The organism is Pseudomonas sp. ABFPK, from assembly GCF_001586765.1.
GTDB lineage: Bacteria > Pseudomonadota > Gammaproteobacteria > Pseudomonadales > Pseudomonadaceae > Aquipseudomonas > Aquipseudomonas asiatica.
Map to the genome: position 1 here is coordinate 105418 of NZ_LQXW01000045.1, position 13591 is coordinate 119008.

The following is a 13591-nucleotide window of genomic DNA, read 5'->3' on the forward strand; positions in this document are numbered from 1 at the left end:
TCAATCGTCTTCCTCGCGAAACGCTTTTATCCTGCCTTTTTTCTCGGCGTTGACCAGCGCCGCGTAGTCCTTTGCATTCTGCTCGGCATAAGCCAGGGCAAACTTGCCAAGGGCCTGATCGAAGGCGTCCGACTTGCCGAGATATCCGCTGATCAGTGCTGCGTCCCCTGACTTGGCATGCGCCCGCGCCAATGTCATGCCGCACACCTGCGCATACATGTTCATCTGCTCGAAAGACGCACCTTCCACCGGCAATGACATCTTCATATCGCGCAGTTGTCTGACGAAAAACTGCCGGCCCTTGCTGCTTTCGGTCCAGCCCAGAAAAATGTCGCTGGCGGACTGCGAAAGGCGCTGGCCGGTAACCACGCGCTGACCTTGATTGGCAAATTCGCTCTTGCCGGCATAGGGCGCCAGCACTGATGGGCAGGCTTCCTTGAATTGCAGCAGTAGCGGATGGTTTTCGGCCGAAAAGAACAAGCCAACGAAGCAGAACGTGCCCACGCTGCCGATGCCTACGGCTTTTACTGCAAAGTCCTCGAGGCGATAACGGTCGTAGAGAAATCTGCGCTCGGGTAGCAATGAACTGCGGTAATCCTCAAGAGCCAGCTTCACGCGCTTGGCAAAACCGGCTTCATGGATATGGAACAGGATTGGCGGCTGGTCGACCAAGCGCCGCCTACCGCCCACTTCATCACTGATCTGGGGATACAGGTAGTCCCCAATGCGCGTTCTGGCCCTGGCTATCAACTCTTGCCGCGCTTTGCGGTATTTCATGCTGGGTGCCATGTCGATGATCGCTTGAGCGTCCAAGCGGTCGTACCAGACGTCAAGCGGACTCATCTCCGACAATTCACGCATGCGTTTGCGGTAGGCCTGCACGCAGGCCATGGCCAGCTGTCCTGCCTCCTTATCGTTCAGCCGATTGTCCTGGGCGGCGACGGCAAAACTGACCGCCAACCGTTTGATGTCCCACTCCCAAGGTGCAGGAAGCGTCTCGTCGAAGTCGTTGATATCGAAGATCAGGTTGCGTTCAGGGGTGGCGAACAAGCCAAAATTGAGCAGATGGCAATCGCCGCACGCCTGGACGCGTATGCCGGTGCAAGGCAGTGTGGCGAGGTCGCGTGCCATCAGGCCGGCCGAGCCGCGCAAGAAGGTGAATGGACTGCGCAGCATTCGCCCGTAACGCACAGGCACCAGTGCCGGATGTCGGTCACGGTTGGACAGTTCGAGCAAACCGACAGGATCACGCTGCCTGGGCTTGCATTTCCAAGTTGCATGAGCCGCCCGCGGCACGACATCTCGTAGACGTTTGCCGGCCTCCAGTCTCTCCTTGAGCGAGTGAAAATTCTTATCTTCACGGATGTCGTCTATTACCCTGGACAACCGTTTGGTTGAACGCTTCTTGAACTCAGCCATGTCGGCACCTTGGATGAGCAAAGGGTGGGCCCGACCGACAACGGAACTCGTCTGTGATGAATCACTAATGCGGCGTCGAATATTCCCGGACAGCTTCTGAAAAGCGTAGCAGTAATTCACTTATCCCAAAGACACGATGGGCTGGCTCAGACTCGGATTTCGACCGTGCTGGCCCAGCATTCAAACAAGCGTTGTATCAACCCCCAGAAATGCCCTCGATTTCCCCAGCAGGATGCAGGATCGAGAATGGCGATTGCTGACAGCTATCGTAGTGGGGAACTCCGCACCGCAAGTTCACATAGCAGGCCTTCGAGAATCGTTGGTACTCAGTAGCCTGGATACAAAACTGATGAATAGCAGTTTCACCAACCTTTCTTGTTAGGCGGGTTACGCCATCTTACTGTTGCTCACACAGCAGCGGTGCTACAGCGATGTTGCATCAGCATCATGTCGTCCAATGTAAAAAAGCTGGCAACCCCCAGAATACGTGGGTTCTGGTCGGTTGGCATGAAGACTGCTCTCGCTCCCTGGAATCTCATCAATCCCAGGTGCCGACGTGAGTGAAGTATACCCACCGATTACCAATGACCTAGTTGAAGCCGCCCCACGAAACGTGGCGGATGGTAGAAGCGTGTCCTTCGGTTCTGCAGAGACCACCGATATCGCTCTGGAGTTTCGCGCAGTGACCAAGCGCTACGAAGGGGGCCGGAGAGCGGCAAGGAACGCTGTAGAACAAGTGAGCCTTGCTGTGCGCCGTGGCGAGGTGCTCTGCCTGATGGGCACCTCAGGGAGCGGCAAGTCGACCCTGCTGCGTCATGTCAACCGGTTAATAGAACCAAGCAGCGGCGATGTGCTTGTCGATGGCGAGGTGCTGGGTGATTTGACATTGACTGCGCTGCGTCAGTTGCGTTCGCAGCGCGTTGGCATGGTGTTCCAGCACTTTGGACTATTGCCACATCGCAGCGTGCTTGACAACGTCGCCTTACCCTTGGAACTACGAGGTGAGCCGGAAAGTGCGCGGCGTGCTTCTGCACAACTGCAGCTAAAGGCGGTGGGGCTGGGGGACTGGGCCGAGCACTTTCCCCATGAGTTGTCCGGCGGCATGCAGCAACGCGTCGGGCTGGCCCGGGCGCTGGTTACCGAGCCGCGCATTCTGCTGATGGATGAGCCCTTCAGTGCGTTGGATCCGACCATTCGCCGCGATTTACAGGGACGCTTCCTGCAACTGGTACGTCAGCGCGGCATCACGACCTTGCTGGTGACCCACGATCCGGGAGAGGCGCTGCGCCTGGCTGACCGCATCGCCGTACTACGTGATGGCCAGTTGGTACAGGTCGGCACGCCTGATGAGTTACTCGAACACCCGCTGGATGAAGGGGTGGCGGACTTCTTCGACGAACGGCCGCATATCAGTCCAGCCGTGTCGTCAACTGGATACGAGACAAATAACGTCTCGCCGTTTCTAGCCCACGAAGAGCCGGTGGCGGTCAACTGGTTTCGCCAGGGACTGTTGGGGCCGGCGGCCCTGGCGGTAGCCGGACGAAATGGCCTGTTCTGGCTTGCGCTACTGGTCGAGCTTATCGCCTTGGCTGGGCTCGCCAGCGCTTGGCGAGAGGGGGGTAGGTGGACGCTGGCCGGCGCATTTGCAGCGCTGCTCGTCAACCACATGGCCAGTGCCTGGCTGAGCCTGCGTAGTCACTGCCGCGATTCCCATGGAGTAACGTTGCCCTTGGCGCTTTTGCTATTGAGCCAGGCGCTGACTCTTTGGCGGGGGCTGACGCCGGATGCGGCGGGCGCACTACTGCACTTTCCCGCAGACCGCGACAGCATGCTAGCGGTCGCTGGCGCGATTGACCGGATTATCGGCTGGTCACAACAGGCCTTCGAGAGCGTCTTCATCGGGGTGATAGTCGCGGTGCGTACCGTTATCGAAGGTGTGGAGGGCGCATTGGGCTGGATTCCCTGGCCTGTTCCTGCGGCAGCTTTGATCTACCTGGCTTGGCGCTCTGCCGGTGTGGCCCTGGCACTGACCAGTGCGTTGGCCTTGGGCTACATCGGACTGTTCGGCTTCTGGGAGCGAACGGTTTCCACCATAGCCCTGGTTGGCTCGTCGGTGCTGTTGTCACTGTTGATCGGCATCCCGGCGGGCATTCTGTTGGCCAAGAAGTCACTCGCGCGGCGCTTGATCACGCCGCTGCTGGACGTCATGCAGACATTGCCGACCTTTGTCTATCTGATTCCAGCGGTGGCCTTTTTTTCCGTTGGCAAGACGCCGGCAGTGATAGCTACGGTGATATTCGCCCTCGCACCAATGATTCGCCTAACGGCACTGGGCATCAGGGAGGTACCCAGGGAGGCCGTAGAGGCCGCGATTGCTCATGGCGCGACGCCCTGGCAGACGCTTACCCGAGTCGAGTTACCGTTGGCCTCTGGCTCGCTGTTGCTGGGAGTCAACCAAACCATCGTGATGAGCTTGTCAATGGTCGTCGTGGCCGCGCTGATCGGCGCCGGCGGGCTGGGCTACGACGTCATGACCGCCTTGCGCAACATCAAGGGGGGAGAGGGCGTCCTTGCCGGTATTGCCATTGTTTTCTGTGCCCTGGTGCCCGATCGGATCATCCAGGCATCCCTTCGCAAACGTCATCATTCTACTGAGGAGTAATATCTTCCATGACCAGGTTCCTTTCCCGCGCCCTTGCCGGAGTTTTATTGCTAGGCACGATCGTGCCTATTACGGCAAGCTTCGCCAAGGACAAGATCGTGATCGGCGAGCAGAACTGGACCGGCGCTATCGCCATCCAATACATCCTCGGCGACATCATCTCCAGTCGTCTCGATGGTGATGTCTCCTACCTGGCGGGTGATCTGCCAGTATTGTTCGCAGCCGCCGCCAAGGGCGACGGTTCGGTCGATGTGCTAACCGACATCTGGCTGCCTAACCAATCGGCGGCCTTCGCCAAGTACGTGACTGGGGGCACCCGTTCGCTGATTCCCAACAAACAGCCTTATGTCGGTGTGCAGGGCTTTTACATTCCGGGCTACATTCAGGACAAGTACAACGTGAAGTCGGTGTATGACCTGAAGAAGCCGGAGATCGCCAAGTTGTTCGCCCCGCTGGGTGGTGGCAAGTCCCAGTTATTGGTCGGCCCTGCCGGCTGGGAGTCGACCTACATTGGCCAGATCAAAGCCAAGGACTTTGGTTTCGACGGCAACTTCGAGTCGGTCTCCACAGAGGCCTCGGTGACTTACGCCAAGCTTGATGCTGCCTACAAAGCCGAGCGCGGGGTGATTTTCTATGCCTATACGCCAGACTGGATCTTCTCCGCCTATGACCTTCGCCGTCTCGATGAACCGCCGTTCGACGGTTACGCTCAGGACAACAAGAAGGGCGACCCGTTGTACAAGGCTGATGGCTGCTGGAAATTCATCAGTCCAACCGTCGATGCCGACTGGCTGAACAAGAGCCACGTGACCTGTGCTTACCCCGACGCGAAGGTTCACATTCTCGCGTCTTCAGCGTTGCAGAAACGCGCCCCCCGGATCGCCGCTTTCCTGGAAAACGTGAGTATCGATCCGGAAGCCCTCAACGACTTGATCCTGAAGATCGAACGCGAAAAACAGCCAGCGGAAGTTGCGGCCAAAGCCTGGGTCGCCGCCAACGAGGCGACCGTCGATCGCTGGTTGAGTACCTCTGACACCAAGGAGAGCGCTCAATGACTCAGAATGCCTGGACTCTACTCGACGGTGGGATGGGGCGAGAGCTCAAGCGCATCGGTGCGCCGTTCCGGCAGCCGGAATGGTCAGCCCTGGCTCTGCTCGAAGCGCCTGAGTACGTAACCCAAGTGCACCGAGCGTTCATTAAGGCAGGTGCTAAGGTGATCACCACCAACAGCTATGCAGTGGTGCCGTTTCATATTGGCGAGGAGCGTTTTGCCCGCTCGGGTCGAACCTTGGCCAAGCTTTCCGGGCAACTCGCCCGCGGTGCTGCTGACGAGGCGGAAACTTCGGTACAGGTTGCTGGATCTTTGCCGCCTGCGCTGGGGTCGTATCGGCCGGATCTTTTCGATCCGATCCGTGCTCAGGCCATCCATCGTGAACTGATCTGCGGCCTGGCGCCGCATGTGGATTTCTGGCTGGCAGAAACCCAGAGCTCCTTGGCCGAAGCTCGCGCCGTGCATGCCGCGCTGGACGGCGAGCACAAGCCGCTCTGGCTGTCCTTCACGCTGCTTGATCCCGACACCGAAGATACGCCGCCTTTGCTACGCTCGGGTGAAAGCGTGGAGCAGGCTGTTCTTCTGGCTATTGAGCTGGGGGCCAGCGCATTGCTCTTCAATTGCAGCCAACCTGAGAGCATGGCCGCAGCGCTCCATAGTGCCCTACGGGTGCTGAAGGCGCAGGCTCGCGAGTTACCGCTAGGTGTCTATGCCAATGCCTTTCCTCCGGTACGTGAAGACGCCCAGGCCAATGACACGTTGCTTGATATCCGTGCCGATCTTGGGCCGGAGGCTTACCTCCAATGGGCGCAGCGGTGGGTAGAAGGCGGGGCAACGATCATTGGTGGTTGCTGTGGCATTGGTCCGGAACATATCGCCCAGATCAATGTTCATCTGCAGACGCATGAGGAAAAGCCGTGAGGTCGGCCTGGTTGTAGGACGGCACTGGCACGATGATGCACCGACAGAATGTGCGAGCCAAAGGAATGGCTCGCCATCTACATGATCATAGATGGGCGCCAAGGGCACTCTAAGAGCAAAGCATCCATGAACCATGCGATTTTTGCACGAACCGTAGGCCAGTTGCTGCTTGCGGTAAACGACATTGAAGTGATCTACGACGGCGCGATTCTTGCCGTGGCTGGAGTTTCACTTGAGGTTGGGCAGGGCGACATCGTCGCGTTGCTTGGTGCCAACGGCTCCGGCAAAAGCACCACGCTGAAAGCGATCTCAGGGCTGGTCCATGCTGACCGCGCGCAAGTTAGCCGTGGCGATATCAGTTTCCAAGGGCAGGACACTGCCGGGGTGGCGGCGCATCTTCTGGCGTGCCGGGGTATCGCCCATGTGCTGGAGGGGCGGCATGTATTCGCTCACCTGACCGTAGAAGAGAACTTGCGCAGCGGCGGCTTTCTGCGCAACCCGAAGCGGTGCGAGCTGGAGCAGGAGCTGGAGCGCATCTACTCCTGGTTCCCGCGTTTGAAGACCAAACGCAAGGCGCAGGCTGGGCTGACCTCGGGCGGCGAGCAGCAGATGCTCGCCATTGGACGTGCCTTGATGACCAAGCCTCGGTTGGTGCTACTCGATGAACCTTCGATGGGCCTGGCGCCGATCATCGTCGAGGAGATCTTTGCCATCGTCGCCCAGCTCAACGCCCAAGAAGGTATGAGCTTTCTGGTCGCCGAGCAGAACATCAACGTTGCCCTGCGCCATGCCCGTTACGCCTACATCCTGGAAAACGGCCGGGTGGTGGGTGAGGGCCCTGCCGCCGAGTTGGCGGCGCGGGAGGACATTCAGCATTTCTACCTCGGTGGCAAGGCTGGCTGATTGGCGCCGACACCTTGCCGACCACGCAGTATCCATCCCTGTGGCCAAGAGGTTGCCCTGGCCGCGCCTGAGCGCGGCCAGGGGCGGCTTCAGTTCCAGGGATGGCGCGGCGGCTTGATGCCGTTAAGCAGGTAGTTGCCGATGATGTGGTATTTCCAGCGCACGGGGTCGTGTAGGGTGTGTACCCGGGCATTGCGCCAGTGACGGTCGAGGGCGTATTCCTCCAGGGTCGAGCGGGTGCCGGCCAGCTCGAACAGGCGGTTGCTGGCGAGTATGGCCACCTCGGTGGTCAGCACCTTTGCTTCCGCCGTGCGGATGGAGGCCTCGGCCACGCTCTCCTCGCTGGGCTCGCGTAGCGCCTGGTCGATGGCATCCGCCGCCAGGTCCAGCACTGCCTCGGCAGCGCGCAGACGAATCTGCAGATCGCCCAGTTGCTGGAGTATGTAAGGGTCATCGGTGGCCTTCTCCAGCCCCGAGTCAATCCAGGGGCGGGTATGCCGGCGCACGTAGTCCAGGGTGTCGGCCAACGCTCCTCGGGCCAACCCTGCATCGATGGCCGCCTGGATGAACTGCGAGATCGCCCCGCCAGCCGTGGGGCGGTCGAAGGCTTGCCAGATCGGCACTACCTGGCTGGCCGGCACGCGGACCTGCTCGATCAGCACCGTGCCGCTCGCCGTGGTGCGCTGGCCGAAGCTGGACCAGTCATTGATCACCTTGAGCCCTTCGGTTTCCCGTGGCACGACGGCCAGGTGCGGGCGCCCCTGATCGTCCACGCTGACGATGGGAATCCAGTGCGCCAGCAGGGCACCGGTGGAGAAGAATTTCTGCCCGTTGACCAGGTAGTCGTCGCCAGCGTGAGTGATCCGGGTCTGGAAGTCCGCGACGTGCTTGCCATTGCGCTCGGAGAAGGCATTGCCGAAACGTGTGCCGGACAGGGCGAGATCGAAGAAGAAACGCTTCTGCTCCTCGCTGGCGTCGAAACCGATGTGGGCGAGGATGACGAAGTGGTTCTGCGGCAACTGGCCGAGTGAACCGTCGGCTGCCGAGATGATCTTGAACACCTCGCCGACGGTGCGGTAACTGGCGCCCAGGCCGCCATAGGCTTGGGGCACGATGATGCTCCAGAGGCCGCTTTGCGAGTAGGCCTCCAGCTCCGCCAGGGGCAGGCGGCGTTCGCGATCACGGGCGGCGGCTTCGCGGCGGAAGTCTTGAGCCAGGGCGTGCGCTGCCTCGATGGCTTCGCGCTCGCTGCCAAGACGGTGGGCTGGGATGCTGGATTGGCGCAGCACGATGGTTTCATCACGCTGCTGCAGGTGGTTTTCGCTCATTGATGGGCTCCTTCAGAAACGGTAGGCGAGGTTGAGGCTGTAGATGAAAGGGTCGACGTCGACGCAGCCGACCTTCTGCCCGTCGATCTTCACGCTGCTGTCGATCCGGGCGTAACGCACATCGCCGCCCAGGCTCCACTGCTTGTCGAGGGCAAAGTCGAGGCCGGCCTGGAGCGCGGCGCCCCAAGAGTCGGAGAGTTCAAGTTTGGCGCCGTTGTCCAGGTGCTCGTCGTAGAAGTAGGTGTAATTCAGCCCCACGCCGACGAAGGGGCGCACCTTGGCACCCGGTGCGAAGTGCCATTGCAGGGATACGATCGGCGGCAGGTGCTTGGTGCTGCCGACCTTGCCGCCGTTGAGCTGGATGTTGTGCTTGAACGGCAAACCGCCCAGGACGTCCAGCGCCAGGTTGGGGGTAAAGAAATAGGCGACGTTGAAACTCGGGCCGGTATCGTTGTCGATGTCGATCTTGCCGGGGGTGATGTTGCCGGGGTGGGGGGTCGGGACGATCTTGCTGATGCCGGCGCGAATCAGCCAGGGGCTCTCGGCAGCGAGTATCGGGGTACTAAGCCCCAGGAGCAGACCGCCGAGCAGAGCAGGGCGGGACCAGGGTGCGGAGAGACGCATGCAAGGCTTCCTTTCGAAGTGTGAGGTCGATGCCGCCTCCGTGCGTTCGGTTGGCGTGGCACAGTCCTCTTTTCATTTTTCGTGCCACGCTATAAGTTGCTGAAATTAAAGGAAATGTGTCTTTTGTGGAGTGTTTGGTGGGAGGCAGATTTCGTAAGTACTGCTGCTGCACGAACAGGTCATCAGGCACGGCCTTTGGCCGTAGTGGCGCACTGAAAAAATACGCCCACCCGCGAGCCAGGCTCGGGGTGGGCGTGATTGCAGCGGGCGTGGAGAGGTGTTTTCAGCGCTGCTTGGCGCCACCGCCGATCTGCCAGACATAGGGCGGTTCGCTGCCATTGACGTGCCAGTCACCGATGATGCGTTCCTTGTAGATCACCGGGTTGTGCGAGGCGGCGGTACGGGCGTTACGCCAGTGGCGGTCAAGTTGCCTGCTGGTACTTGTGCCAGACGCGCCCAGGGTGTTGAACAGGTCGCTGGTGGCGCGCAGCACCAGTTCCACGGCGGCCACCTGGGCCTGGGCCGATTCCAGTTCGGCGGCGATGTTGGCTTGGCGCTCGGCGGTTTCGTCATTGTCGAAGCGCGCCAGGTAAGCCTGCTGCGTGGCCTCGCTGGCGCGTAGGGTGCCGGCCTCGGCGGCATAGATCAGCCCCGAAGCCCTGCCGATAACCTGCAACACCTGTGGATCCTCACTTACTGCTGCACCATTGCCATGGCTGAACACACGCGAACGCTTGCCGGTTTCCTGGCTGAAATCGCGCACAGCTGCTCGGCCTGAGCCGACGATGACGGCGAGCAGCACCAGTTGGTAGAAGGCCGTCTGGTATTTGAAACGGGTGGCGAAGTCTAAGATGTTCTCTTCCTCGACCACCGCGTTCTCGAACACCGAGGTGCCACTGCCGGTGGTGCGCTGGCCGAAGCCATCCCAGTCGTCGCTCTGGGTGATGCCGGGCTGCTGGGTACGGATTGCCGCGATCACGTCGGCGCCGGTGTCGTCGCGGCGGGCGAACAGGTCGATCCAGTCGGAGAAGAGGCTGCCGGTGCTGTAGTACTTGGTACCGTTGACCACCCACTGGTCACCCTGGCGCGAGACACGGGTGATGACGTCGCCAATTTTCACCGCACCTACCTCCGTCCAGGCGCAGCCCACCAGATCGCCTTCGACGAAGCGTTTGAACCAGACGTGCTGCGGTGCGCTGGCATGGGCATTGAGACGATCCTCGACAAAGGCGAAGTGCCCACGCAGCGCCTGCGGCACGTTGGAGTCGGCTTCGGCCAGTTCGATCAGCAGCTGGAACAATTGCGGCAGTGAGGCCCCCGCACCGCCGTGCTCGACGGGTACGCGCACGGCGCCGAAGCCGGCTTCCTTGAGCCAGCGAATGGGCTCGAAGGGCAGACTGCGGGTGCGTTCGCGCTCCACGCTGCCTTCGGCGATACGCGCGAAGACCGGGCGGAAGCGGGCGGCAAGGGATGGGTAGTCGGTGCCGGTAGATCGATGTGGCACATGGGCTTGAGCGGTCATCGCGGTTCTCCTCGATTGGTGCGATTACGGACCGTGGGGCCCTCGCAAACTCTGTGCCTTTCCAAATAAAACCTTTTAAATCAGATGCATATGTTTTATCGCCGACACTCAGACTGTACCGTTGGCAACAGCCTGTTGATCGGTTGTTGCCAGGCGGTCAGCTGGGCCTTTTGGCGTCATTGTTGCCTGGCGGTCATTCATCCAACAGCTTGCTTGCGCAGGTGCAGCAAGAGCTGTTTGATAAATCGTTCAACCTATTGATTTAAAACATTTTCATTGGGTGGCACGGTTGCTGCTCAAGTACTCCCGAACGTAGCCCATACGGGCAGGAGGGATGTACATGAGCGCAAGCGTTATCAAAGTCGTGGTGGTCTCTGGCAGCCTGCGTGCGCCATCACGAACTCATGGGCTGCTGCAGGCCCTGGTGGAAAGGTTGCAGGCAAGGTTGCCGAACCTGGACGTGCATTGGGTGCGTATCGCCGCGCTGGCCGACGTAATGTCGGGCTCGCTCGAGCGCGACAGCGCCTCTATCGCGTTGCAACCGCATCTGCAGGCGATCGAGCAGGCTGATCTGCTGCTGGTCGGCAGCCCAGTCTACCGGGCGTCCTACACCGGCCTGTTCAAGCATCTGTTCGACCTGGTCGACCATCAGTCACTCAAGGGTGTGCCGGTCGTGCTGGCCGCCACCGGTGGTAGCGAGCGCCATGCGCTGATGATCGATCACCAGCTACGCCCACTGTTCGCCTTCTTCCAGGCCCACACCCTGCCGTATGGCCTGTACGCCAGCGTCGAGGCCTTCGACCAGCATCGCCTGGTCGAGCCCGCGCAGTTCGAACGCATTGAGCGGGTAATCGATACCGTCAACACCTTCTTCCAGATCCCGGTCGCCACGGCGGCCTGACTTTCCGTGCTACAGGAGATATCGTCATGAGCCAACCGATCAAATTTGCCTACTGGGTACCCAATGTCAGCGGCGGCCTCGTCGTCAGCAAGATCGAGCAACGTACCCATTGGGACATCGACTACAACCGCAAACTAGCGCAAATCGCCGAACGTTCCGGGTTCGAGTACGCGTTGTCGCAGATCCGCTTCACGGCTGGCTATGGCGCTGACAATCAGCATGAGTCGGTGACTATCAGCCACGCCCTGCTGGCCGCCACCGAAAAGCTCAAGGTGATCGCCGCGATTCTGCCGGGGCCGTGGACGCCGGTACTGGCAGCCAAGCAACTGGCGACCATCGACCAGTTCACCGGTGGTCGTGTCGCCATCAACGTGGTGTCCGGCTGGTTCAAAGGAGAGTTCCGTGCCATCGGCGAGCCCTGGCTGGACCATGACGAGCGCTACCGCCGCTCCGAGGAATTCATCCGTGCCCTCAAGGGTATCTGGACCCAGGACAACTTCAGCTTCCACGGCGACTTCTACCGCTTCCACGACTACAGCCTCAAGCCCAAGCCGCTGCAGCGCCCGCATCCGGAAATCTTCCAGGGCGGCAGCTCGCGAGCCGCGCGTGACATGGCTTCACGGGTATCGGACTGGTATTTCACCAACGGCAACACAGCCGAGGGGATCAAGGCTCAAGTCGAAGATATCCGCAACAAGGCGGCCGCCAACGGCCATTCGGTAAAGATCGGGGTGAACGCTTTCATCATTGCCCGCGACACCGAGGAAGAAGCCCGCGCTGTGCTGGCGGAGATCATCGCCAAAGCCGACCCGGAAGCGGTCAACGGCTTCGGCAGCGAAGTGAAGAATGCTGGCTCGGCCAGCCCCGAAGGCGAGGGCAACTGGGCCAAATCCACCTTCGAGGATCTGGTGCAGTACAACGACGGCTTCAAGACCAACCTGATCGGCACGCCACGGCAAATCGCCGAGCGCATCGTCGAGCTCAAGGCAATTGGCGTTGATCTGATCCTCTCCGGTTTCCTGCACTTTCAGGAAGAGGTCGAGTACTTCGGCAAGCATGTACTGCCGCTGGTGCGCGAACTGGAGCAGGCGAAGGCCGCATCATTGGCCTTGGCCTGAGGCGCCGCACCATGCACGAGGAACTCGCGGACAACCTGCCGGCCAGCCTGCTGGCCCGCGCGCGCCAGCGCGCAGGAGATGTAGCGCTGCGCCACAAGCACCTGGGTTTGTGGCAGCAACGGAGTTGGAGGCAACTGCTGGCCGAGGTCCAGGGGCTGGCCACGAGCCTGCGCGCAGCCGGTTTTGCGGTTGGTGACAGCCTGGTTATCCTCAGCCGTCCACGCCCCGAGGCGTTGCTGGCGAGCCTGGCGGCGCAGTGGCTGGGTGGTGTCGCGGCACTGCTCGACCCGTTGGCCGCAGGTGATGAGCAGGTGACCTTGCTGCGTGAAATGGGGAGCGCTTTCGTCTTCGCCGAGGGCCAGGAGGAGGTCGAGCGGGTGCGCCAGGCGGGCCTGAGCCCCCGCCTGCTGTTCTACGCCGATGCGCGTGGCCTGTCGGCATCCGGCGTGGATAGCTACGCCAGCCTGGTCGCGCAGCCGCTGCAAGGTGACTTGCCGATCCTGGCCCATGGCGAGCTCCCTGCGTTCAGCTTCCATCGCCTGGAAGCCGGGCAGGCCCAGCAGCATTGGCTCTTGCACGCGCAACTGCTCGATGAAGGGTTGCGCCTGATCGAACAGGAACGCCTGAGTTCGGCCGAGGAAGCTCTTGCGGCGCGTAGCTTCGCCGCCAGCGGGCAGGCGCGCTACCTGCTGGCGCCCTGGCTGCTGGCCGGGTTTCGCCTGAATTTCCCGGAAAGCCTGGCGACCCGTGACAACGACCGCCGCGAGCTGGGCCCAACCCTGGTGCTCGGTACCCACGACAGCTACGGCAGGCTGTTTGGAGTGGCGCAGCAGCGCCTGCCGCTGCCCGGCAGCCTGCTCCGGCGCTGGCTCGATTGGGCCCTGGACGGTCGCGGCGGGGTGCTGCGCAACAGCTTTGGCCATTGGCTGCTGCGCCGGCCGCTGCGCGACGTACTGGGGCTGAGCCGCACTCGAGTGCCGTTGCTGGTCGGCGAGGCCTTGCCAGCTGAGGCCCAAGCGTTCTTCGCCGCCCTTGGCGTTGCACCACGGGCCTGGCCGGAAGCCCCGCTGTGGCAGGCCGCGCAGCGCCTGCGCCCATCCACCGCCTGGCCGCTGGGCCAGGTTCAGCCTGCGTGAGTGCTA

Annotated in this window: 11 protein-coding genes; 7 read left to right on the forward strand and 4 right to left on the reverse strand. The window is 61.3% G+C overall.

The window, feature by feature from the left end; genetic code table 11:
- Positions 1 to 1419 (reverse strand): DUF2252 domain-containing protein, encoded by a 1419-nt coding sequence (locus tag WM94_RS22540; protein WP_082810614.1) that lies wholly within the window; start codon positions 1417 to 1419, stop codon positions 1 to 3.
- Between the two features lie 631 nt (positions 1420 to 2050).
- On the opposite strand from WM94_RS22540, the gene WM94_RS22545 reads away from it, so the two are divergent.
- The 4 genes from WM94_RS22545 (at position 2051) to WM94_RS22560 (ending at position 6956) form a co-directional block, all read left to right on the forward strand.
- Complete coding sequence (locus WM94_RS22545; RefSeq protein ID WP_371264041.1) at positions 2051 to 4081, forward strand: ATP-binding cassette domain-containing protein; 2031 nt, start codon at positions 2051 to 2053, stop codon at positions 4079 to 4081.
- A gap of 8 nt (positions 4082 to 4089) precedes the next feature.
- Positions 4090 to 5136 carry a glycine betaine ABC transporter substrate-binding protein gene (locus tag WM94_RS22550; RefSeq protein ID WP_061552138.1) on the forward strand — a complete coding sequence of 349 codons (1047 nt, stop codon included), beginning with the start codon at positions 4090 to 4092 and terminating at the stop codon, positions 5134 to 5136.
- A complete protein-coding gene (locus WM94_RS22555) occupies positions 5133 to 6053 on the forward strand; it encodes a homocysteine S-methyltransferase family protein (protein WP_061552139.1) in 921 nt (306 codons plus the stop codon). The genes WM94_RS22550 and WM94_RS22555 overlap by 4 nt, the downstream gene beginning before the upstream one ends.
- Positions 6054 to 6179: 126 nt before the next feature.
- A complete protein-coding gene (locus WM94_RS22560) occupies positions 6180 to 6956 on the forward strand; it encodes an ABC transporter ATP-binding protein (RefSeq protein WP_061552140.1) in 777 nt (258 codons plus the stop codon).
- Between the two features lie 89 nt (positions 6957 to 7045).
- Here the strand turns inward: WM94_RS22560 and WM94_RS22565 are convergent, their stop codons facing one another.
- The 3 genes from WM94_RS22565 to WM94_RS22575 form a co-directional block, all read right to left on the reverse strand.
- Entirely contained in the window at positions 7046 to 8284 is a 1239-nt protein-coding gene (locus tag WM94_RS22565) for an SfnB family sulfur acquisition oxidoreductase (RefSeq protein ID WP_061552141.1), read from the reverse strand.
- A 12-nt stretch (positions 8285 to 8296) separates the two neighbouring features.
- Complete coding sequence (locus WM94_RS22570) at positions 8297 to 8908, reverse strand: OmpW family protein (RefSeq protein ID WP_082810616.1); 612 nt, start codon at positions 8906 to 8908, stop codon at positions 8297 to 8299.
- Positions 8909 to 9191: 283 nt separating this feature from the next.
- Positions 9192 to 10430: an acyl-CoA dehydrogenase family protein gene (locus WM94_RS22575; RefSeq protein WP_061552142.1), complete on the reverse strand. Its 1239-nt coding sequence runs from the start codon at positions 10428 to 10430 to the stop codon at positions 9192 to 9194.
- A 340-nt stretch (positions 10431 to 10770) separates the two neighbouring features.
- On the opposite strand from WM94_RS22575, the gene msuE reads away from it, so the two are divergent.
- Genes msuE through WM94_RS22590 form a run of 3 tightly spaced genes read left to right on the forward strand, consistent with a single transcriptional unit; the run spans position 10771 to position 13585 of the window.
- A complete protein-coding gene (gene msuE / locus WM94_RS22580) occupies positions 10771 to 11331 on the forward strand; it encodes an FMN reductase (RefSeq protein ID WP_061552143.1) in 561 nt (186 codons plus the stop codon).
- Between the two features lie 26 nt (positions 11332 to 11357).
- The gene (gene sfnG, locus WM94_RS22585) at positions 11358 to 12449 is read left to right on the forward strand and encodes a dimethylsulfone monooxygenase SfnG (RefSeq protein ID WP_061552144.1); all 1092 of its coding nucleotides are present in this window, start codon (positions 11358 to 11360) and stop codon (positions 12447 to 12449) included.
- Positions 12450 to 12460: 11 nt separating this feature from the next.
- A complete protein-coding gene (locus WM94_RS22590) occupies positions 12461 to 13585 on the forward strand; it encodes an AMP-binding protein (protein ID WP_061552145.1) in 1125 nt (374 codons plus the stop codon).
- Positions 13586 to 13591: the final 6 nt, after the last annotated feature.